Genomic DNA, 21293 nt, shown 5'->3' with positions numbered 1-21293 from the left:
GAGCACCCGTTGAAGCACCCTGTCCGCCCGATCCTCATGCTCGCCGTCGGCGCCCTTCTGGCCGGGTGTGTGTCGACACAGGACGCGGCACGACGGCCGGCTCCTGACCGCGACAGGCTTTTCTGGCAGGCCGAGTTCGACGGATCCGCGGGGACCCGCCCCTCGGTGAAGTACTGGAACACCGAGACCGGCAACCGGGACGAGGAAGGATGGGGCAACAACGAGCTGCAGTACTACACCGACGACGCGGCCAACTCCGCGCTGGACGGCACCGGTCACCTGCTCATCACCGCGAAACGCGCCCCCGAAGAGGCGGAACTCCCCTGCTACCCGCAGAAAGTCTGCCCGTTCACCTCGGCGCGCCTGACCACCGCGCACAAGGTCTCGCTCCGCCACGGGCGCGTGGAGGTCCGGGCAGAACTGCCCACCGGACAGGGCCTGCTCCCGGCGATCTGGATGCTCGGCGACAACGGTGCGCAGTGGCCACGCCAGGGCGAGATCGACATCAGCGAAGTCGTCGGCGACGAACCCCGCACGGTGTACGGCACCGCGCACGGCCCGACCTACTACAACGAGAACGGCATCGGCGGCTCCACCTCGCTCCCCGCCGGCGCCGGCCGGGCCTTCCACACCTACGCCGTCGAGAAGGAGCCCCACCGCATCACCTGGTCCGTCGACGGAAAGCAGTACTTCACCCTGACCCCCGACAAGCTGCCCGCCACACGCGACTGGGTCTTCGAGCAGGACATGCACCTGCTGCTGAACGTCGCGGTCGGCGGCGACTGGCCGGGCCCACCCGACGACTCCACCCGCCTCCCCGCGACGATGACCATCGACTACGTACGCTTCTACGGCACCGGACACCACTGAACGCCACCGGAATCTGCCGCCGGACCACCTTCGAGGCGCTGTCCGTCCAGGGCATGGGCAGCATGCAGCCAGAGTGTCGTGTCGACGCGATGGGCGTGGGTCAGACGTTGCCGAGGTCGGAAGAGACCCAGTGCTCCGGGCGGAGCGTGATGATGACCGCTTCGCCGTGGTTCGCCTCGGCGAACTCGACGTAGCCGTCGACCTTCTCGGGCGGCAGATAGCGCGAGGCCATCTCCGTCAGATGCGCGCGGACGGCGGGGACCGTGGAGACCACCGGGCCCTCGACGGACACGTAGCGGACGGACGGTTCGACACGGTCGACCATGAGCGTGAACCGGCCCGCCTTCGCGATGAGTTCATGCTTGCGTGAGCCCTTGCCGGTGTGGATCCAGATGTCGCCGCCCGGCGCGTACTGGTACCAGATCGGCACGGTCAACGGCGCCCTTCCCTCCCCTGCGTCGACGGCCAGCGCCGCGATGTGCGGCTCGGCGAGGAATTGCTCACGCTCTTCGCGGGTGAGGGCCATGGAACTGCTCCTTCGAAGGTGAATGCCGCTGCGGTCACGACGCCAGGCGATTCGGTCCAGCATCTCGCACAGGGCTCCCATCGACGGTCTTATTGCGCCGTGTCCGAATCCCTGGCGCTGCCGTGCCGGTCCGACTCGCTGCGGGCAGAACCCGGAGCGAGTCGGCTGCCCTCGACGACCGCCTCCTTCATCACTGCGAAGTGACCTCAGTCAACGGCCCCAGGCCTGGCCTGATTGCCCACGTCGCTGCCGCCGCCCGAGCGCTTCATCAGTTGTTGCTCACCCGCTGAAAGATCTCGGAGAACTCGCCGTTCTCGATCAGTCCGGCAATCACCGCGGCCATGTTGTCGATGCCGGGCTCCCTGATGATCAGGCCGTCCGAGACCCAGAAGTACCGGCCCCCGAGGGCCTCGTCGGTCCCTGCCCAGAGTTTCATCAGGCGCTCGACTTCCGCGACAGTGAACACGGTCGCGGTCCAACAAGATCCATCCTTCAGAGACACGAAGACATCGACATTGCAGACCTCGTCCAAGTCCTCGCCGTCGCTGGGCAGGAACGACGCCTCGAAGCCCTCCATGCGGACCCGATACCAGGGCTCGTCCCACCCTCGCTCGATCGCTTCAGACGATGCGCTGTTGTTCATCGCGCGAGTGTCGCTGGTCGGGGTATCGATCTCAACCGAAATCCCTTGCCGCTGACCGCAGTCAGCGCTCGGGGCGTTCATCCATGCACAACCGGGCCGAGATCCCGGCCGCGTCGTTCGCGGGGATCTTCCAGCGGTGGGGGGTATCGGTGCCGTCGACATAGATGAGCGTGCCGCCCTTGTCTGTCGCGGCTATGTCGAAGACCGCCACGTCCTGGTGAAACACCTGAGACGTGAAGACCGATCCGCCTTCGCTGAATCCGATGGGGGCCAGTTTTGATGCAGCCTGACTGTTCCTCGCCTTGACGGTATGCCCGTTCGGCGCTTTCCACCTCAACCCGCCCTTGTCGGCCGTTGTCACCACGCGGCCCTCGCTCCGGTTCCTGGATGGCGCAGACGCCGGCCGCACGCTCACCGGAGACAAGCACCAGCGACCGGCGCCGCGTGCCGTTTCCTGTGGTGGCACTGGAGGTGACGAGTGTCGCCGGCCCACGGTGCGATGGCGTTGCAGCCCTCGGCAAGGGCCGCGTCAGAGCCGAGACGTCCCGGCACCCTGCAGTTCCTCGGCGCGAGCGCTGATCAGGCGTCGCACGATCGTGGAGGGGCGTGACGGCTGGCTGTCCGTGCGCTGGACCTGGCTGATCTCGACCGGCGCTGCGTCCATGAGGGGCAGCCACACCAAGTCCGCGATGGATTCGCGGGTGTTGAAGGCGGCGAGGAGTCCGACCCCGGCCCCTTGCGCGACCATGGTCTGAACCGAGCGGGCCGACATCGCCTCGACCCTCGCCTCGGCGTTCGGAAGGTGTTGGCGCAGTCGCTGGTGCAGAACGGTTCCGGGTCTCATGGTGACGACCGGCCACTTGCCGAGCTCGTCCCATGTGACCGCGCGCTGGTGGGCGAGTGGGTGGTCGAGACGGGTCTGGACGCCGAGTGGCGCGGTCATGAGCCGACGCCGCGTGAGCCCGCTTGGCGGGGGCCCGTCCGGGGTGGTGACCACGCCGAGGTCGAGATCGCCGCTGAGCACCGCTCGTTCGACGTCCGCGGACGGCCCTTCGTGCACGGAGAACCGCAAGCCCGGGTGGTCCGCGACGAGCCGGCCCACGACCGGAGCGACGATCGTCTCGACGGTCACCGATCCGCCGCCGATGGACACCCGCCCCTGGTAGGTCCCATTGGAGGCCAGGGCCGCCTCGCGCACCGCGTCCTCGGCCGCCACGAGCCGCGTGAACGGGCCGATCAGCGCCTCCCCCGCCGACGTCGCACGCACACCTCCCCGGCTCCGGGTCAGCAGGACGGCGTCGAGTTCCTCTTCCAGCATGGTGAGTTGCTGTCCGATGGTGGGCTGGCTTACGCCGCAGGCCGCCGCCGCCGAGCGCAGAGACCCTGTGCGGAGCGCGGCGAGAAAGTACCGGGCACGTTCGACTCGCATGGACAGACGTTATAGCCAATACCTTTCACCGGGTCCAGTGATCGGCATCTTCCCGCGGCGATGGGCGCGCGACATCGTGGCGCGGGTCACGAACGGATGTGACGTGCCGGTTGCCTGTGAAAGGAATTTTCGTGTCTGGGCCTCTCAACGGTGTGCGTGTTCTGGACATCTCGACCGTGCTCGCCGGTCCCCTCGCCTCCTCTCTGCTCGCCGAGTTCGGCGCCGAGGTCATCAAGGTCGAGCAGCCCGGAACCGGGGATCCCGCGCGCAGCTATCCACCGCTCGAGGACGGGGTGTCGGCCGGCTGGGCTGTCATCGGCCGCAACAAGTCGAGCGTGACGGTCGATCTGCACCACCCGGAGGCCGCGGCACTCGTCGGGCGGCTCGTCGCGACGGCTGATGTCGTGGTGACCAACTTCCGTCCGGCGACCCTGCGCCGGTTCGCCATCGACTTCGACGACCTCGTGGCCCATCGGCCCGATCTCGTCATGGTGCACGTGAGCGCGTACGGGCGCACCGGCCCGTACGCGGACCGTCCCGGATTCGCCCGTGTCGCCGAGGCCTTCGCGGGACTGACCCACCGCACGGGGTTCTCCGACGGCCCACCGGTGTTCGCGGGCTATCCGGTCGCCGACGGCGTCACAGGGATCTACGCCGCCTTCGCCGCGATGCTCGCCCTGCGTCAACGGGACCTGACCGGCGAGCCCCAGCTCGCCGACATCGGTCTGTACGAGCCGCTCCTGCGGATGATGGAGGACTTCATCGTCGACTACGGCGCGACCGGAACGGTCCGTGACCGCCAGGGCAACGAGAACCCTCACATCAGCCCCAACAACCTCTACCGTACGCGCGACGGTCGTTGGCTGGCGCTCCCCGCGTCGACCGAGCAGATGTGGCGCAGGCTCATCGCCGCCATGGACGCGCCTGATCTGGCGGCCTACGACTCGATGACCGCCCGGATCGAGCACCGCGCGGAGATCGAAGGCCGGGTGTCCGCCTTCGTCGCCTCCCACGACCTCCGCCCCCTGACCGAGCTGTTGGACGCGGCAGGCGTGGCCTGCGGACCGGTCAACACGGCCGCCGACATCTGCGCCGATCCTCATGTACGCGCCCGAGGTTCGGTGGTCGAGGTGACCGATGCGCACGACGGCCGCACCCGTCTGGTGCAGGGATCAGCCGGACGCTTCTCCGGGTTCGAGCAGACGATCGGCCCCAGCGCACCGCGTCTGGGCGAGCACACGCGCGCCGTCCTCAAGGATCTCGGCGTCACCGGGGAAACCATCGACGCCCTCGCCGACCGCGGCGTCATCTGAGCCAGGAAGGCACTCGCACATGTCCATGGCCGACGTCTCCATCGTCGTACTCGTCGCCCTCTTCCTCGCGACCCTGGTTCCGCGGTTCAACATCGGACTCGCGGCCCTTCCGGCCGCTTTCCTGGTCGGCCTCGCCGCGCACCGCAGCGCGGACGAGGTGACGGCGTTCTTCCCCAGCGACTTCTTCGTCCTGCTCGTCGGTATCACCGCGTTGTTCGCCGTCGCGCAGATCAACGGCACGCTCGACTGGCTGCTCGACGGCATGCTCCGCCTCGTGGGCGGACGAGCGCTGTTGGTGGCCCTGGTCCCGTTCCTGATCGGCGCCGTGCTGACGGCAGTCGGTACTCTCCCGGCCGCGGCCACCGCGATCGTCGCGCCGATCGCGCTCGGCATCGCCGCGCGGTACGGAATACCTCCGTTCATCGCAGCCATTCTCGGTATCACCGGCATCATCAGTGGTCTTCTCTCGCCGCTCGCCGTCTACGGCACCAGCGCGAACCGACTCGGCACGAAGCTGGGGCTTGAACTTCCCGGCTCCGCCCCGGTCGGCTTCTTCCTCGGTGGACTGCTGGCGGGCCTCGCCGTATCGACGGTGTGTCTCGTCGTCGCATTCCGCACCGGGGCCATGCCTCGAGGTCACCTCACGCCGGTCGAGACACCGGCGGCGACCGCATCCGCGCCTGTCGACGCGGGCCCGGCCGCCGAGCCGACGTCCGAGGAGCCCACCGGGCGGAAGCCCTCACCGGCCGCGGCCCGGCTCCTCACGCTTGCTTGCCTGCTGGCCGTGGTGGTGCTGTCGGTCGGCTTCGACATCAACATCGGCTACCTCGGGATCACCGCCGCGGTCGTGCAGCAGCTGGGCCTGCGACTCGAGCCGGCTGAGATCATTTCCCGGATCCCGTGGAACATCGTGCTGCTCATCGGGGGTCTGCTCACGTACGTAGGTCTGATGGAGGAGCTGGGCGCCTTCACTCGGATCAGCGAGCTGCTGCAGGTGGAGGGATCGCCGATGCTGAGCCTGCTCGTCCTGTGCTACATCGCAGGTGTCACGTCCTTCGCCGCGAGTTCCATCGCTGTCTTCGCCACCACGATGCCGCTGGTCCCTGCGGTGGTGGCCGACGGTGCTTCTCCCGTCGGCGCCGTCCTGGCGGTCGCCTTGGCTTCCGTCCTGGTCGACATCAACCCCCTGGGCATCACTGGCGGCCTGATCCTCGGCGCCGCCCGCGCCGAAGACCGCACCCGGCTCTTCCGCCAACTGCTGACCTGCGGCCTCGTGTCCGTGGTCGCAGGTCCCGCGCTGGCCTGCTTCGCCTTCGGGTGGTGGTGACAGCCGCACCGCAGGATGACGTCAGCCGCTCGGCGGTTCCGAGAAATCTGGGTAGGAGCTCGTCACACGATCAGGGTGAGGGCCCGTCTGCCTTGTCGGGGTGTCGTCCCTCGCTGTTACCGCTTCTTCGCACTCCTCGCCGTCTGCCGCCCTCCTCACGGAAACAGCCCCGCCCGCTCTCGACGGGGGATGCGAGAGCGGGCGGGGTGGCTTGGTGAGGCCGGCTCCACTGCCCCGGTTCTGCTTTTATACGGGGGCAACCGGCCTCCCGACAGACCGTAGCAATCACGAGGTATGACCGGTGTGAACATCGCCCGCCCGGACGCGGACTGACGACTCCCGACACAAAGGGGGCTCCGGCACTCCACATCTGAGCGCTGTGCGGTGAGCACTGTCCACGGGCACAGCAGAAGTCTTCGAGGCTGTAGAGCGGCTTCAGGCGGCCAGGGCTTCGCGTGCGGTGGACGGGCGGCGGCCGAGGAGTTCACCGAGGAGGGGGTCGGTACCCGAGAAGAAGCCGGCCTGCGCGGCCCGGTAGAAGCCCAGCAGGAAATGGCTCATGTGCTCGGGCTGTCCGGCGGCGCTCTGTGCTTCGATCCAGTCGCTCTCGTCCATCTGCTGGTAGCGGATGGTGCGTCCGGCGACTTCGGAGGCGATGTCGGCGACTTCGGCGAAGGTCGGCGCCTCGGGTGCGGTCAGGGTCACCGGGCCGTCGTGGGCGCCGGGAGAAGCGAGGATCAGTGCGGCCGCCTCGGCGGCGTCGCTGCGGGCGGTCCAGGACACCGGTCCGTCGCCGGGCACGGCGATGACGCCCGTCTCGCGCCATGGCCCGGCGAGCCACAGAAGGCTGTGGGCGTAGAAACCGTTGCGAAGTGACGTCCACGGCGTGCCGGAGGCGGCCAGGAACTGTTCGGTGGCGAAATGGTCCCTCCCCGGCGTGAACGGGTTGTCCGGTGCGGCGGCCTGGTGGCTGGTGTAGAGGATTCGCTTCGCGCCCGCCTCGACGGCGGCCTGGACAGCCGCGCGGTGCAAAGCGGTGGCATCCGCGGTCGGGTCGTTGGAGGAGACGAGCAGCAGCTGATCGGCGCCCGCGAATGCCTCGGGCAGGGAGTCCGGGGCTGCGTAGTCGCCGTACCTGACCTCGATTCCCTGCCGGGCGAAGCGCTCCGCCTTCGCCGTGTCGCGTGCCACGACCGCGATCTCGCTCGCGGGGAGGCGTTCGACGAGGTGGTCGACGGTTGCGCCGTTGAGGGCTCCGGTCGCACCGGTCACGATTATCATTGATTCGCTCCTGTCGTTATCGCTGGAATCATCGTCACGGTAACCCTAGATATCGGCGATAGCAAACAGCTGTTATCTTTGATTCATGGGTGATGCGGCACGAACCAGCCGGACGGACACACGGGCGGCGATCGTCGACGCCGCTGCTGCGCTGCTGCGCGAGAAGGGACCCGGAGCGGTGACCACCCGCGGCGTCGCCGAGCGCGCCGGCGTACAGGCCCCGACCATCTACCGCCTGTTCGGCGACAAGGACGGCCTGCTGGAGGCGGTGGCCGAGCACGTCATGGCGACGTTCGTCTCGGACAAGGCCGCGAGCGTCGCGACCGCCGCGGCGACCGACGTGGACCCGGTGGAAGACCTGCGCGCGAGCTGGCACAAGCAGATCGAGTTCGGCCTGGCCAACCCGGCGATCTTCCGACTGCTGAGCGACCCCGAACGCGTACGCGACTCCCCTGCCGCCCGCAAGGGAAAGCAGATCCTTGAGACACGCGTGCGCCGACTCGCGGCGGCCGGACGACTCCGGGTCCCCGAACCGCACGCCGTCGACCTCATCCAGGCGGCCGGCGTCGGAACCATTCAAACCCTGCTGGCAACCGCACCGGAGCACCGGGACCCTGCATTGGGAGAGGCGATGATGGACGCCGTCTTCAGCCGCATCCTGACCGACGCCCCCGCCCGGACACCCGACGGGCCCCTCACTTCGGCCGTCGCCCTCCGCGCCCACGCACCCCACCTGGACGTGCTCAGCGCGCCCGAACGCCTCCTGCTGGTCGAATGGCTCGACCGCATCGCAGATTCAGCGTGAACCTGCACCCCGGCCGCCCCGGACACGTCGTCCCGTAGGCGGGCACACCGTCCGCCCAGGAGCAGGACAGCACCGACCGCCGCTCGGATCGACCCGGCCTCACCGTGGTCACGTACCGTGGACCCTGCGAGATCGCACACACCACGGCACCAGATGCTCCCTCAACGGGCGGCAACGAACAGACGACACCGGGGAGTTCATCTCGTTCCTCTTCGAAGCACCGACGTAGTTCCCGCCGAAGCGAAGGAATCCCGCCGCGGGAGAGGTTCTCCCGGGCTCCCTTCTCTCCTTGGAGAAACGTTGTCCCACATACCCGTCAGCAACGTCGATCTCTACACCGCATCAGCGCGCACCGATCCCTACGACATCTATGCCGAACTCCGTGCGCTCGGGCCCGTGGTGCACCTGTCCCGCTACGACATGTACGCGTTACCCCGCTACGACGAGGTACGCACCGCGCTGATGGACTGGCGGACGTTCTCGTCGGCGCGCGGGGTGTTCGTGGACCCCGACGTGAACGCTCAGCTGGAGGGGATCACGCTGTGCAGCGATCCGCCCGAGCACACTGCGATGCGTTCGGTGCTGGGACGGCCACTGCGCCCGGACCGGATGCGCGAGGTGACACCGCGGATCGAGGCCGAGGCCGACCGGGTCGTCGAACGGGTCGTCGGGCAGGGCCGGTTCGAGGTGGTCACCGAACTCGCGGAGTATCTGCCCATGACCGTGGTGTCGGACCTGGTCGGCCTCCCCGGTCGCGGACGGGAGAAGATGCTGGAGTGGGCCGCGAGCATCTGGAACACCCAGGGCCCGGCCGACGACCGCGCGGCCGCGGCGGGACCCGCCGTCGAGGAATTCATGGCCTTCGCCATGAACGACGCCGTGCCCGGAAAGATCGACCCCGACGGCTGGGCCGCGCAGCTCTACGAGGCCGCCGACCGCGGCGAGATCCCGCGCGACAAATGCCCGGTGATGATGCTCGACTACGTCACTCCCAGCCTGGACACGACCATCCTCGCGATCGCCGGCGCGGTCGCGCTGTTCGCCCAGAACCCTGACCAGTGGGAGCTGTTGCGCGAGGATCGCTCGTTGATCCCGCACGCGATCAACGAGTCGCTGCGGCTGGAGACCCCGGTGCCCCAGTTCAGCCGGGTGCTCACCGACGATCACGAGATCGGCGGAGTCCCGCTGACCGCCGGCTCGCGGGTCGCGCTGCTCTACGCCTCAGCCAACCGCGACGAGCGCCACTACCAGCACCCAACCCGCTTCGACATCACCCGCCGCCCTTCCGACCACCTTGCCTTCGGGCGGGGCGAGCACGTGTGCGTGGGGATGCACCTCGCCCGCCTGGAGATGAGCGCGCTGCTGGAAAGGCTCGCCGACCGGGTCGCCCGCTTCGACATCGTCGACCACCGGCCGATGATCAACAACGGCTTGCGCGGTCTCGACCGCCTGGAAGTGACGGTCACCCCGGCGTCGTAACGCACGGACCGGCGGTGACGCGGCAGTCGCAGCGCGGGAACGGCCCTCTCTGCGCCGGGAGTTGGGTGATGGCCGGGTGTGGGGGCTTCGCCATGGATCCTGTCGGATGACCTGTGGGAGCGAATCGAGCCGTTGCTGCCTCGCGGGGAACGCCGCTTTCGGCACTCTGGACGGAAGCCGCTGCCGAACCGTCAGGTGCTGTGCCGCATCCCTTTTGCGCCGCACATCGGCTTACGGTCTGAACCCGGGCTCCACCAGGGCGGGGAGGCCGGACCCGGGCGAACTCATGGGACCGCATCACGATCAACTCAGCCGCCCACTCTCGCACTCAGCGGCTCGGATCAGATGTGTGCGAGGAATGCCACCGAGATCTCGATCAGGCCGGCGATGTCATCGTGGCCCGTGAAGGTGTGGCCTGCCCCTTCGACCGGGAGGAATGTCGAGCTCACGCCCGCTGCGACCAGCAGCTGGTGCAATGCCTCGCTCTGGCTGTGCGGAAGCTGCTCGTCGGCGGTGCCGTGAATGAGCAGGAAGGGCGGACCGGAGGGCGAGACATAAGTGACGGGGCTGGCCTGCGTGGCGAGCTCGGGCAACTCCGCGGGCGGCCCGCCGATGAGTTTCGCCATCGGTGTCTCGGGATTGTGCGGATCGAGGATCCTGAGGTCGGTAAGCGGATACCAGGCGACCACGGCGGAGATGCCGCCGTCGGTGAGCCCGGCCAGTGCCGCGAGGTGGCCGCCGGCTGACTCGCCCCACAGCCCTATGCGGTCGGCATCGAGGTCGAACTCCTCAGCGTGGGCTCGAAGATGGCTGAGTGCTGCTTTGACGTCGTCGAGCTGGGCAGGGAACGGCGCCTCCCCCGAAAACCTGTAGTCGATCGTGGCCACGGCGATGTCCGCCTTGATGAGCGCGTCGAAAACCGAGCCCGCAGGCACAGTATCGGGAAGGAATCTTCGGTCGCCGAAGAGGAAGGCACCTCCGTGGATCCACACCACCAGCGGAAACGGCCCCTCACCCGGCGGCACCCGAAGGTCGAGCAACAGGGGACGAAAGCCGGGGATCTCCGCGTAGCTCACGGTTGTGTAGTCGTTCATGGGCGCTGATCCTAGGAGCTCGTAACGCGATGTTGCAGAGACCGCCTCCCTGGTCTCAGTGGCCGCAGGAGACGAAGCCGGTGCCGGTGCCGGACGGGCTGCGCCTGCAGGCCATCTTGCGCCGAGCGGAAATCCTGGCCGCTAGGACTTCGGCGCGCGTGAACCGAACGCCGGCCCGAACACCACGAGCACCACCAGGTCCTCGGTCACTTCCGTGAACCGATGCTCTTCGCCCGCTGGCACGAAAATCACCGTTCCAGGACCGACCTCGTCCGCCCGTCCCGGCGACGTGATCTTGGCATGCCCGGCGGTAACAACATAGATCTCGTCCTCCGTGTGTGGGCTCTGCGCGTCATGCCCACCGGCGGGGATGCAGTACGTCCCCACCGACATGTCCGCTGTCCGCAGCTGCTCGAACCAGTCATTGCCCGCTTCTCCAGGGTGCACCCACACACCCGCACCCTTGATGATCTCCATGGCGGGAGCCTAGTCCTGCGGCCAGGGCCCAACACCCCTGATCCTGCTACGAGTTCTCCGTGGGTACCCGAAACGGGCAGTCGGTCACCGGCCGACGAGAGGGACACGCACGACCCGCGGGCGACGAACAGGTCTCGGCGCCGAACCGGCACACCGTGTGGCCGTCTTCGCGCATCTCAAAGGCTCCCGCGTGAACCTTGCCGACGACGATCGTGTCGGTGGGATCCCTCCGGGTTGCGCACGGAAGGGCTGGTGTCGACCAGCGGCAGGTGCTGGGTGACGTCGTTGCGGTTGCCGGCGGCGAGGATCACTCGTCGTCTTCGGGCAGGTGGAAGTAGACGGTCCCCGAGCTCCAGGGACCGTGCTCGGTCATCTCCGACTCGATCACCACGTCCTGGATCTCGGCGGGACCCAACGCCTCGATGGCATCCGCCAGTCGCCGCAAGAGGGCTGGAACGCTATCGCAGCCCGGGCCGGCGGGGGTTGGCCTCCGAGAACGAGCGCACCGCCCAATGCGTCGGAGTATCACTCACGGAGTGACCGTAAGACCTGGCATGGCCTGCTCAGCAGGGCCCCGCCCAGGCCGGACCATCCATGTCCCGGGGCAGACGAGACGGTGATCGAACGGACAAGCCCCAGACGGTCGACACTTCCTTCGCCTCAGGGGCGTTCACCGTCCTCGGCGTCCTCGGCCGGTGAGTGAGTCACGCCCCCGGCGCCCACCAGCCCCGTGCCCGGGGCGACCAAGGGATCGACGGCTGCGGGCACGACCGCCGGTGGCCCACAAACTGAGGTGCGTGGGGCAGTGCTATCCGTGCACACTCCCTGCATGGGCGCTGACATGGTCGTATCGCTTCAGCAGAAGGCGCTGCAGCATGTCGCGGCTTCATGTGGAGGAGAGCCGCTCGCTGGAGACCTCCGGGTGACGATGCACTTTCATCCCGATCGCCCCTCAGGGGATCGTCAGATCCTGGGCCGGATGACGGAAGACGGTGTCTATCGGTCGCAGTTCGTGACAGGAACGAGCAACGGTGGTCTCACCGCTCATCCTGATGGAGACCGGTGGCGTTGGGAGAGCCGCATCTTCGGTGGGGCGTACGACGAAGCGCCGGCTGACCAGCGCCCCGTGTACGGTGCGCTGAACTACCGCAGGGATCCGGTCGGTGGTGCACCGCGGTTCGGCTCCTCGTACTTCAGACTCAACGCCGAGGCCCTCGGACGCACTACGTTCTGTTATCCCGACAGTTCCACCGAGCCTTCCGACTTCGGCACAGCCCACCGCTGCTCACTGATCGAACTGGCCCAGGCGGGCGAATTGGACGCCCTGGACTGGCACATCGAGGCACAGATTCACGGCCCTGTCAGGTTCGGCTGCGACGTCGAGGCGCTGGTGCTGGACCCCAGCTATCGCGGAACAGAGACCGAATTCGCGGCCCGTCGCCTCCCCTGCCCCGTCGAGTGGCACCCAGGATTCCTGCTCAGCGTCGCTGAACTACGGCGGCACGCAAGCTACCGAGGCCAGCGATACGTCGACCTGGGTGCTGAGATCGCCGTCGACGGCCTGCTCAACCCCAAAGTCATCGGGGACGCCGCTCGCACCGGACGGTACGACCACCAGGACCTCAAGAAGGTCTGGCACTGCCTGGCACGCTTCGGAGTGCGCACCACCTGCTGACCGAGCGATTGGTACCTGGGTGGTGTTCGTTGAAGCGAGGCGCAGGCTGCCTGCGCCTCGTGGAACACGACGACGTCAGCGATCGTGCGGTCGCGGCTGTCGTCCCCGGTCTCTCGCACGCGATGCCCAGAGCTCTCGGCACTCACGCGCCGACAGAACCGCACCTACGCGGTTCCTCACGCTGCGACAGGTCAAGCCCCTTGGCCTGTGCGTACTCTTCAATCTCCTCGAGTGCCTGCTCGATGTCCGCCGCCGTGGCCGGCATCCCTGAAGCGGTGGCGAGGAGATGCGAGGTGCCATCGTCTCTGGCGGATGCCAGAAGGTCGTAGAGCCCGGCCACTGCAGTGAGCGCGGTTCTCCCCTCGATGGAGCCGTCCCAGCCATGGTGGACGGCAACGTACCCACGGTGGTCCTCAAACACGACGATCATCTGCCAGACCCTAGGAACCGATACAGGTGGGTTTGTGGATTGCCACACACAAGACGGGACATACCCACCCAATGGAGGGCACTCGGCGCGCGCCTGCACCTGCCACTCGACGGAGCCGAGCAGGACGCGGAGAGCATGCCCGTCGCGTGGGGTATGTGACTCGCCGACACACGACGCCGCGCCGACAAACGCACCCCACAGCGACGGATCGATCTCGATGCCCTCGGCACGAGGATGGGCGCGATCAGCAGGTGGCGGGCGGCTTCCGGCTGGGCCCATGAGCCAGTCCGAGGCGGGTGACCGGTGCGCGTCGCCGTAGGCCTGCTCGGCTTGGCGTCGCTCCTCATCCGCGATCCATCGGCCGATGCGCGCGAGGTCCGCTTCCTGGTTGGGTGGCCGCTGGAGCTTGTGCGGTCAGCGCAGCCGGAACCTCTCGGCCCAGGCTGCCGCATCGGCGGTCGTCGCATTGCCGCCGCAGATCACCAGGCCGAGCCTGGCTCCCTCACCGACGTGCCGCAGCACCCGGCGTGCTGCGGGCAGCAGACATCCGGCGGCGGGCTCGGCCCAGACCTTCGCATGGTCTGCCAGGTCGAGGGTGCCCTGAACCGCCTCGGCGTCCGTCACCGTCAGGACATCGGTGACCAGCGCGGAGACGTGCTCGTAGGTGAGCTGCGAGGCACTGGGCGCGCTCAATGTCGAGACGATCGAGGACAGTTCGACCGGCACCGGCCCTCCAGAGGCCAGGGCCGCCGACATGGCTCGCGCGCCTTCGGTCTCCACGCCCCAGACCCGTACGCCGGGACGACGCGCGTGCAGCGCGGCGGCGACACCGGAGATCAGCCCACCGCCGCCGATGCTGACGAGTACGTCGGTGAGCTCTCCGGCGTCCTCCGCGAACTCCAGGCCGACCGTGCCCTGGCCGGCGATGACGACGGGGTCGTCGAAGGGATGGACCAGGGTGAGCCCCTTGCTCCGGAGTTCGTCCACGAGGGCGAACGCGCCGTCCATCGTGTCTGCGAGGGTGACGCTCGCCCCGGCGGCCTCGGCGAGGTCCACGGCGCGGCCGGGGGCGGACCGTGGCATGACGACGGTCGCTTTGATGTCCAGCGCGCCGGCCATGACCGCGACCGCGATGCCGTGGTTGCCGCCGCTCACCGTGACGACGCCGGCGGCCCGTTCGGCCTCGCTGAGCGTGAGCAGCTTCGCCGTCGCGCCGCGTGCCTTGAAGGAGCCGGTGCGCTGCAGCAGTTCCAGTTTCGCGGTGACATGTGCGCCCAGGAGCTCGGACAGCCCGGGGCTCGGCACCGTCGGGGTCCGTATGACATGTCCTGCGATCCGCTCGGCCGCGGCTTCGACGTCCTCGACAGTGATCAGCACATGCGCCTCCAACGCGTCATCTCCTGGCTGGTTGCCGGGCGGCCTTGGCCGTTCCTAGTCATCGCCGCTGCTGGTGGAGTTGGAGCTCCGGCGTCGGTGTTTCTGGGAGTGACGCACCATTTCGCCCGCGGCGAGAGTGACGGTCGCTACGCCGCGGACCCAGCGGGGCCCACCGCGCTCCGCCCACACCACACATACGCACCCACCGATGGTGAGCACCAAGACGCCGAGCAGCAACAGGCCAATCATGTTCTTCCCCTCTGTGTTCAGTCGTACGGCCTTGCTGATCGTCTCAGGCCAGGATGGGCCGTCAAAGTACGTCCGGCGCGAGCGGCTCAGAGGGTGTGAGCGTCGGCGTAGGCCGGGAGCCGCCAGTCGCCGCCGCGGTCCTCCTTGGAGAACCGTGCGACCAGCTCGGGGATGCGGAAAAAGCAGGCGAGAGCGGTGGCGTTCTGGAAAGCGCTGATGGCGTGCTTGTTCAGGGGCATGCCCACGCGCAGCAGGCGGGGGTTGACCGCGGCCTGTATCTCGTTGACGAAGGGCCGCAGGACACGGTCGTAGTCGGCCAGGGCGGTGGGTAGGTTGTCGCCGTGCCGGTTGAGCTCGCTGGCCAGTACGTAGGCGCCGACGAGTCCGCCGGAGATGCCCATTCCGCTGTAGGGCGAGGCGCAGTGCGCGGCGTCGCCTGCCAGGACCACGCGGCCCTTGGACCAGGTGCCGGTGCGTACCTGGGCGATTTCCTGGGAGTAGAAGAACGGGCTGTCCGTCATGCCCTCGATGAAGCGGTCGGTCTGCCAGCCGGCGTCACGGAACCGGGCGGCCCAGAACTTCCGCTGTTCCTCGACGGGCGCGCGGTGGATCGCGGACGCCTCCGCCGACTCCTCGCGCATCGCGAAGTACACCTGCGTCTCGGTCGCGTTGTGGCTGCGCCGCATGATCTGGCGGCCGCCCGGGGCCATGTAGGTGTCGCGGATGTTGCTGTCGGAGGCGATGCGCGGCACGAACCAGTAGGCCATGTGGATGCCCACGCGCCAGTACGGGTCGAATCCCTCCGGCAGCAGCGCCCGACGGGTGCGCGAGCCCTGCCCGTCGGCGCCGATCAGCAGGTCGTACGCGCCGGAGGCCCCGTCCGAGAAGTGGACGGTGACGTGGTGATCGTCCTGGTCGAAGCCGTCGACGCTCTTGCCGAAGACGTACTCGGTGTCGTCCTTGGTCGCCTCGTGGAGGATGCGGACCAGGTCGCCGCGCATGATCTCGTACTCCGAGGTGAGGGTCTGGCGGCCCTTGCCGGAGGTGTTCGCCATGATCGTCGCCTTCGGCTTGCCGCGGGAGTCGACGAACGCGACGCCCGCCTCGTCCACCAGTCGACCGCGCACGGTGTCCAGCAGCCCCATGCGTTCGACTGCCTCGATGCCCTGCCCGCGCAGGTCGACCTGGGCTCCCGAGGAGCGCAGCGCCGGGAAGCGTTCGACGACCGTCACCTGGTGACCGCCGCGGGTCAGCCAGAAGGCCAGGGCCTGTCCGGTGATGCCGCCACCGGCTATCAGAATCCGCAGAGCGCGCTTCGTGCTCCTGTCCGTCATGACGACCGTCCCAAAATCTATCGGTGATTGATTCCTTTCCAGATTCTTCTATCACCGATAGAATGTCAACGTGACCAAGATGAACCGTGAGACCGTCGTCGCTGAGGCGCTGAATCTGCTCGACGAGGTGGGCCTGGACACCGTCAGCACGAGGCGGCTGGCAAAGCGGCTCGGGGTCGAGCAGCCGTCGCTCTACTACCACTTCCGGACCAAGAAGGACCTCCTGGCGGCCATGGCCGAGGCCGCCATGGCGCCTCACATCACCGCGCCCCTCCCGTCCCCCGAGGACAACTGGCGCGCCTGGTTCCTGGAGAACTCCCGCAGCTTCCGGCGCACGCTGCTGATGCGCCGCGACGGCGCCCGGCTGCACGCAGGAAGCACGCCGTCCGGCGACCTCGACCGGATCCGGAGCAAGATGGCCTTCCTGGTCACTTCCGGCGTGCCCGAGCGGGACGCGCAGATGGCGATGCTGGCCGCCGGCCGCTTCACCGTCGGCTGCGTGCTGGAGGAACAGGCGGACGCGGACTTGCCGGACGGCGAGGACTTGCCGGACGACATCCCCGTACTTGATCACGAGGAGGCGTTCGAGTCGGGCCTCGCACTCATCCTCGACGGTCTCGACCAGCGCACCGCGGCCTCCACACCTTCGCCGTCGGCCTGACCCGGGCCGCGAGTGCTGTGGCACGCAGCACGAACTCCCTGTCCCGGCCGCGTTCCCGTTCCCTCGTACCCCCGTCGACCTCCGCCAGGTCGAATCCGACGGCGCCGCGCCCTGACGTTCTGGTCCCGCAGAACGAGCAGCGCCGCGACGCGGAAGTCCCAGTCCTCGGAGACGAAATCGGACACGGCGAGCATCAGTACGTCGATGAACACCGCGGTGGCGCCCTTGGACAGATCCAGGTCCTGGCTACCGCCGGAGAGGACGTCGCTCCCCGACCTATGATGCGATTCCGGCCCTCCACCTGCTTGGAGAAGACGCGTGACGGATGCGAACACCGGCAAAGTGGTCGTGAACAGGGTGATGTCCCTCGACGGGTTCATCGCCGGTCCCGGTCACACGATGGACTGGATCTTCGAACACATGACGTCGGCGACGTTCCCGGAGGTCATGGCGGCCACGGGCGCCATGCTCATCGGCCGGGGCACGTACGAGGTCGGCAAGCGGATGTCCGGCGAGAACCCCGACTACGACGGCGGGACGCGGTTCGTCCTCACCCACCGCCCGCCCGACGAGCCGGACCCCGACGTCACCTTCCTCACCTGCGGCATCGAGGAAGCCGTGGCCACGGCACGCCGTGCCGCCGGCGGCAAGAGCCTGGAGATCCTGGGCGCCGATGTAGCCGCCCAGTGCCTGCGGCGCGGCCTCGTCGACGAGATCCTGGTGTACGTGCTGCCGGTGCTGCTCGGCGACGGTGTCCGCTTCGCACCGCCGGGCCTCGACCGGATCGACCTGCAGCCGACCGGCAACATCCAGTCGGGCGGGGTCACCATGCTGCGCTTCAGCGTCCGCAAGTAGGACGCGCGCCCAGCGGCAACGCCTTCAGCAGATCGTCCGTCTGCACGTGGTGTGCGTTGGCGAGGGTGTCCAACTGTGTCTTCGCACACCGACGTTGGACGTCCTCGCCCCGTACGCGCAGCAGAGGCCAGGGAACCGGTCACCTAATATCCCGTGTCATGGCGATGTTCGTGCACGTGACCTCAGCGGCGAACGCGCCGCGCATCCGGCGGTCCGGGATCCGGGCGGCCAGCCACGGACAGGGCAGCGCTCGGGGGGTCTACTGCTTCCCGGTCCTGCCGTCGTACACCCTCACCCACCAATGGCTTCGCGAGCTGGCCCGTTTCGGCAGCCGGGGCGGGCTCGTGGCAGTCCACGTACGACTGGACGACGCCCAGGACGTGCTGGTCGGACGCTATTCCGACCGGGCGCGGGATGCCCAGGCCACCGTTTCTGCGTCAGAGGCAGTGCGGCGCGTCTCGGGCCTGGCGGATCCTCGCGGGTGGGAGGTGTTCGTCCCCCGGGCGATCCGGCCGCGAGAAGTGCACCGGGTCCGCACCGCGCCGCAGGTGGCGGGCTGGCGGTACCTGCCGGACGCACACGGTGCGCGCCCCTGCACTTGTTTCGGGTGCCGCGTGCGTGGCGGATACGGGGCGCGGCGCCTGCGCGAGCGGCTGCCGCATCCGCTGGACGGACCGCCGCCACCCGTCAAGGTGCTGCTTGCCCGCGTCGCAGCCGGTGACCCTGGGGACCCGGCCGCGCTGCGGGAGGCACTGCACTGGTTCGGAATGCGTCCGCGCGGCCCGCTCGCCCAGTTGAGCCGCCTCGTCACCCACCCCGACCCCGAGGTGCGGGAGAGCCTGGTGTGGGCGGTCGCCGGTTGGTCCACCCCCGGGGTCGCCGAACTGCTCGACCGACTCGCCGACGACCCGCACCCACACGTCCGGGAGGCAGTCGAAGCAGCCCGCGATCCGCGCTGACCACCGCCCCCTTGAAACAGATCATCCAGGGCTGGGCGGGGACAACCACCGGTCTCGCGATGCCCCACAACCGCTTCGCCCGCTCGCGGAAGACTTCGAACCAGGGATCGTCTGCCCGGCTTCGCTCCGTGAGGGAACGACGAGTCGGGGTACTTGATCCACATGCAGACTCACAGCCTTGCAGTCGTCCTGGCCGCCTCAAAGGGGCCCGCACTGCTCCTCATCATCGTGGGCATCGTCGTCGTTCTGGGCCTGATCGCCATGTTCTTCACCGGCCGCCGCCGCGCCGCCCGCCGTCCGCCTCCGACCACTCCCCTCTCCGGGAGCGCCCCCGGCCACGTGCAAGACAAGGCGCAGCGCGGCACGGGCTGGCAGACGCCAGACGACGACCCTGAACAGGGCCACCCCCACCGCTGATCTTGAGACGCATCCGAAGTGACGGGCGGGGTGTGCAGGTGTTGGCTATGGGCACTGGTTAGCCGATGGCATGCCAGTGGGGGCCTGCGATCGTGGGGGCGGGCAGCCCTTGTCCTGTCGCAAGAGCAGCGGGTGCTCGCCCTCACTCCCCGGCTCGCATTCTTTTGTTGGCGCAGTGGCCGACGTCAGTTGTTGGCGCAGTGGCCAAAGTAAGTGCTTCGTTGCTGGTCGGGATGCCATGAGCTCCGCCTTTTGCAGCCAGTCGATGTACCCAGACGCCCTCATCGAGACGATCGAATCGGGCACCAGAAAGCCCATCGGCTAGGTTCTGTCCGCTCCATCAGCGGCGCTCAGCCGCACCCGGTGGCGCTGAAGGTCGACCTCTGCGACCTTTACCGCGACCTGCTGACCCTCATCTACAAGCTGATCCGGAGTCTCGGCCGGCTCGTCGGTCAGTTCAGAAACGTGGAGGAGTCCCACAACCTTGGGGGCGAGCTGCACGAACACACCAAAGGGAACGATCCTGACGATCGGCCCGGTGACGATTCGGCCGACCTGATCCGCAAAATGAATGAGCGGATCTTCCTGCAGAACCTTCAACGAGAGAATGACCTGACCTGAGCGTGTCTCGGCAATGATCACCTCAGCGGTGATCCGCTGGCCGACTTCGACCGCCTCGGAGGGATGGTCGATCCAGCCCCACGTCAGGTCCGGCACCCGGATGAATCCGGTGCACAGACCCTCCGGTTCACCATCGACGTGAACGAAAACCCCGAAGTTGTGAACCGCGGAGACCGTCCCGGCGACGACCTGCCCTCGTTCGAGCGCGAGGAGGAAGGAACGCAAGGCCGGAATCTCGCACGCCCTGGCGGAGAGATGAAGCTGCCCCCCGTGCCAACGCCCGATCTCCTCGGCGTCGAACTCCTGACCCACCTCGAACAGCTCGGACGGATGCTCCGTCCGACGCATCGACGCCTCCTGCCGAGGAATCCGACCGATCTCGACTTCCTCCCCTTCCGCATCCTCAACCCGCACCAGGACATCCGCTCCGTCGAACCCGATGACCTTCACCGTTCTCACGGCCCCCGGCCGGAGCTGGTTGATCAGAGACCGCATGCGAGGGTCAGGGGCTGGCTCGGGCATGGAGGCGAGCCTAGTCGGCGCCGACCGCGCCCGTTCCGGGAGGAATCTGCCCGAGGAGCAATGGACTGGCTCCATTCACGAGAACGGTTCTGGCCTCAGCTTTCGTGCCGAGTGACACTCCGTCGTGGCTGGAGGTCGAACTGGAACCCCTGATCCGCCTGGTGGTATGCGGCTTTATAGTCGTCGAGCGCCCTGCGGAGCATGGCGGCCCCGCAGGGAGCGCTGGCCGCGAGCTGAGCCCAGCCAAGGAAGAGCACACGATCTGGGATGCTGACCAGTCCGGCAACTGCGTCCCAGAATGCATCCCAGTTCCTGCCGTAGAACTGCGGGAAGTCCAGCTGGCCGCGTCCGTCGCTGCCTCCAGGGCCGCCGAGGCAGAACGGGACATCTGCCAGCGGCCTGACACAGTTCCGGGCCCAGTATCGGTGGGACCTTTCAGCGAGGTCGCGCCCCCTCTCCACCGCTCTCACAAGGGAACGTAGAGGTCCTGCGGTGACGCGCCCAGGATGAACCCGTTGTCGAAGCGGACCCGCACCGTCACCACCGGCCCCTGTTCCTTGAACGCGTCCCACGCCGGTTGCAGTGCGCCGACCTTCTGCTGCAACTGCTTCTTGCTTTCCGGGGGCATGCCGTCACCGTAGGAGTCGAGCAGTTCCTTGAGCCGCTCGTACTCGCGGACGTCTGCCTCCTCACGGACGTGCTCGACGACTTCTTCCACGGTCCCCACGGTGTCGGCGGCGAGAGAGAGGAAGCCGATGACCGCCCCGGACACCTCGATCGGGTCGGTCAGGCGGAGATCGGCGGCCAGCTTGACCCGCTGGCCTTCCTGCAGAGTCATGGGATTCCCTGTTCTACGATCCGGTCGTACTCATCCCCATGATCACGCTCCTCCCGCCGGGCCGTGAACCCAGAGCAGGTACACCAGCGACCCCGACGCCTCCTAGACGAC

Annotated in this window: 25 protein-coding genes and 1 pseudogene; 11 read left to right on the top strand and 15 right to left on the bottom strand. The window is 68.1% G+C overall.

Annotated elements, in window-relative coordinates; translation table 11 throughout:
• The first annotated feature begins 9 nt into the window (after positions 1–9).
• Entirely contained in the window at positions 10–870 is an 861-nt protein-coding gene (locus ABZ930_RS27385; protein ID WP_361553015.1) for a glycoside hydrolase family 16 protein, read from the top strand.
• 100 nt (positions 871–970) lie between these two features.
• Here ABZ930_RS27385 and ABZ930_RS27380 read toward each other — a convergent pair whose 3' ends face one another.
• The 4 genes from ABZ930_RS27380 to ABZ930_RS27365 form a co-directional block, all read right to left on the bottom strand.
• A complete protein-coding gene (locus ABZ930_RS27380; RefSeq protein ID WP_361553012.1) occupies positions 971–1396 on the bottom strand; it encodes a pyridoxamine 5'-phosphate oxidase family protein in 426 nt (141 codons plus the stop codon).
• A gap of 268 nt (positions 1397–1664) precedes the next feature.
• Positions 1665–2039, bottom strand: a complete 375-nt coding sequence (locus ABZ930_RS27375; RefSeq protein WP_361553009.1) for a hypothetical protein — start codon at positions 2037–2039, stop codon at positions 1665–1667.
• A 61-nt stretch (positions 2040–2100) separates the two neighbouring features.
• Positions 2101–2403: a hypothetical protein gene (locus tag ABZ930_RS27370; protein WP_361553006.1), complete on the bottom strand. Its 303-nt coding sequence runs from the start codon at positions 2401–2403 to the stop codon at positions 2101–2103.
• 165 nt (positions 2404–2568) lie between these two features.
• Positions 2569–3468 carry a LysR family transcriptional regulator gene (locus ABZ930_RS27365; RefSeq protein WP_361553003.1) on the bottom strand — a complete coding sequence of 300 codons (900 nt, stop codon included), beginning with the start codon at positions 3466–3468 and terminating at the stop codon, positions 2569–2571.
• 131 nt (positions 3469–3599) lie between these two features.
• On the opposite strand from ABZ930_RS27365, the gene ABZ930_RS27360 reads away from it, so the two are divergent.
• Together ABZ930_RS27360 and ABZ930_RS27355 are read left to right on the top strand one after the other, a co-directional pair.
• Positions 3600–4781, top strand: coding sequence for a CoA transferase (locus ABZ930_RS27360; protein ID WP_361553000.1), 1182 nt, complete (start codon positions 3600–3602; stop codon positions 4779–4781).
• 19 nt (positions 4782–4800) lie between these two features.
• Positions 4801–6108 (top strand): SLC13 family permease, encoded by a 1308-nt coding sequence (locus ABZ930_RS27355; protein WP_361552997.1) that lies wholly within the window; start codon positions 4801–4803, stop codon positions 6106–6108.
• A gap of 435 nt (positions 6109–6543) precedes the next feature.
• On the opposite strand, the gene ABZ930_RS27350 is transcribed toward ABZ930_RS27355, so the two are convergent.
• Positions 6544–7389, bottom strand: coding sequence for an SDR family oxidoreductase (locus ABZ930_RS27350; protein WP_361552994.1), 846 nt, complete (start codon positions 7387–7389; stop codon positions 6544–6546).
• An 85-nt stretch (positions 7390–7474) separates the two neighbouring features.
• On the opposite strand from ABZ930_RS27350, the gene ABZ930_RS27345 reads away from it, so the two are divergent.
• From ABZ930_RS27345 to ABZ930_RS27335, 3 genes and pseudogenes are all read left to right on the top strand, one after another.
• On the top strand, positions 7475–8194 hold the full coding sequence (locus tag ABZ930_RS27345) for a helix-turn-helix domain-containing protein (RefSeq protein ID WP_361552991.1): 720 nt from the start codon (positions 7475–7477) through the stop codon (positions 8192–8194).
• Between the two features lie 300 nt (positions 8195–8494).
• Positions 8495–9673, top strand: coding sequence for a cytochrome P450 (locus ABZ930_RS27340; RefSeq protein WP_361552988.1), 1179 nt, complete (start codon positions 8495–8497; stop codon positions 9671–9673).
• A 78-nt stretch (positions 9674–9751) separates the two neighbouring features.
• Positions 9752–9907 (top strand): annotated as a pseudogene (locus ABZ930_RS27335) (IS5/IS1182 family transposase); the annotation flags it as partial.
• 107 nt (positions 9908–10014) lie between these two features.
• Here ABZ930_RS27335 and ABZ930_RS27330 read toward each other — a convergent pair.
• The 3 genes from ABZ930_RS27330 to ABZ930_RS27320 all read right to left on the bottom strand — a co-directional run bounded on the left by ABZ930_RS27330 (position 10015) and on the right by ABZ930_RS27320 (position 11689).
• Positions 10015–10767, bottom strand: a complete 753-nt coding sequence (locus tag ABZ930_RS27330; protein WP_361552985.1) for an alpha/beta hydrolase — start codon at positions 10765–10767, stop codon at positions 10015–10017.
• A gap of 141 nt (positions 10768–10908) precedes the next feature.
• A complete protein-coding gene (locus tag ABZ930_RS27325; protein ID WP_361552982.1) occupies positions 10909–11244 on the bottom strand; it encodes a cupin domain-containing protein in 336 nt (111 codons plus the stop codon).
• 307 nt (positions 11245–11551) lie between these two features.
• Entirely contained in the window at positions 11552–11689 is a 138-nt protein-coding gene (locus ABZ930_RS27320; RefSeq protein WP_361552979.1) for a hypothetical protein, read from the bottom strand.
• A 384-nt stretch (positions 11690–12073) separates the two neighbouring features.
• Here ABZ930_RS27320 and ABZ930_RS27315 point away from each other — a divergent pair, with 384 nt between their 5' ends.
• Positions 12074–12919: a DUF3626 domain-containing protein gene (locus tag ABZ930_RS27315; RefSeq protein WP_361552976.1), complete on the top strand. Its 846-nt coding sequence runs from the start codon at positions 12074–12076 to the stop codon at positions 12917–12919.
• A gap of 142 nt (positions 12920–13061) precedes the next feature.
• On the opposite strand, the gene ABZ930_RS27310 is transcribed toward ABZ930_RS27315, so the two are convergent.
• From ABZ930_RS27310 to ABZ930_RS27295, 4 genes are all read right to left on the bottom strand, one after another.
• On the bottom strand, positions 13062–13349 hold the full coding sequence (locus tag ABZ930_RS27310) for a hypothetical protein (RefSeq protein WP_361552973.1): 288 nt from the start codon (positions 13347–13349) through the stop codon (positions 13062–13064).
• A gap of 414 nt (positions 13350–13763) precedes the next feature.
• Entirely contained in the window at positions 13764–14723 is a 960-nt protein-coding gene (locus ABZ930_RS27305; RefSeq protein WP_361553154.1) for a threonine/serine dehydratase, read from the bottom strand.
• Positions 14724–14780: 57 nt separating this feature from the next.
• Entirely contained in the window at positions 14781–14975 is a 195-nt protein-coding gene (locus ABZ930_RS27300; protein WP_361552970.1) for a hypothetical protein, read from the bottom strand.
• Between the two features lie 86 nt (positions 14976–15061).
• On the bottom strand, positions 15062–16309 hold the full coding sequence (locus ABZ930_RS27295) for an FAD-dependent monooxygenase (RefSeq protein WP_361552967.1): 1248 nt from the start codon (positions 16307–16309) through the stop codon (positions 15062–15064).
• A 79-nt stretch (positions 16310–16388) separates the two neighbouring features.
• Between ABZ930_RS27295 and ABZ930_RS27290 the strand changes: the two genes are divergently transcribed.
• The 4 genes from ABZ930_RS27290 (at position 16389) to ABZ930_RS27275 (ending at position 19201) form a co-directional block, all read left to right on the top strand.
• The gene (locus ABZ930_RS27290) at positions 16389–16970 is read left to right on the top strand and encodes a TetR/AcrR family transcriptional regulator C-terminal domain-containing protein (protein WP_361553151.1); all 582 of its coding nucleotides are present in this window, start codon (positions 16389–16391) and stop codon (positions 16968–16970) included.
• 318 nt (positions 16971–17288) lie between these two features.
• Positions 17289–17825 (top strand): dihydrofolate reductase family protein, encoded by a 537-nt coding sequence (locus tag ABZ930_RS27285; protein ID WP_361552964.1) that lies wholly within the window; start codon positions 17289–17291, stop codon positions 17823–17825.
• 158 nt (positions 17826–17983) lie between these two features.
• The gene (locus ABZ930_RS27280) at positions 17984–18784 is read left to right on the top strand and encodes a HEAT repeat domain-containing protein (protein ID WP_361552961.1); all 801 of its coding nucleotides are present in this window, start codon (positions 17984–17986) and stop codon (positions 18782–18784) included.
• A 162-nt stretch (positions 18785–18946) separates the two neighbouring features.
• Positions 18947–19201, top strand: a complete 255-nt coding sequence (locus ABZ930_RS27275) for a DUF6479 family protein (RefSeq protein ID WP_361552958.1) — start codon at positions 18947–18949, stop codon at positions 19199–19201.
• A gap of 321 nt (positions 19202–19522) precedes the next feature.
• On the opposite strand, the gene ABZ930_RS27270 is transcribed toward ABZ930_RS27275, so the two are convergent.
• The 3 genes from ABZ930_RS27270 to ABZ930_RS27260 form a co-directional block, all read right to left on the bottom strand.
• On the bottom strand, positions 19523–20344 hold the full coding sequence (locus ABZ930_RS27270) for a S1 RNA-binding domain-containing protein (RefSeq protein WP_361552955.1): 822 nt from the start codon (positions 20342–20344) through the stop codon (positions 19523–19525).
• 95 nt (positions 20345–20439) lie between these two features.
• Positions 20440–20805 carry a barstar family protein gene (locus ABZ930_RS27265; protein WP_361553148.1) on the bottom strand — a complete coding sequence of 122 codons (366 nt, stop codon included), beginning with the start codon at positions 20803–20805 and terminating at the stop codon, positions 20440–20442.
• Between the two features lie 5 nt (positions 20806–20810).
• Entirely contained in the window at positions 20811–21182 is a 372-nt protein-coding gene (locus ABZ930_RS27260) for a hypothetical protein (protein ID WP_361552952.1), read from the bottom strand.
• Positions 21183–21293: the final 111 nt, after the last annotated feature.

Source organism: Streptomyces sp. NPDC046716 (genome assembly GCF_040645755.1).
Taxonomy (GTDB): domain Bacteria; phylum Actinomycetota; class Actinomycetes; order Streptomycetales; family Streptomycetaceae; genus Streptomyces.
Note: the sequence above shows the minus strand (reverse complement) of the source record. Positions and strands in the feature narration are given on the sequence as shown.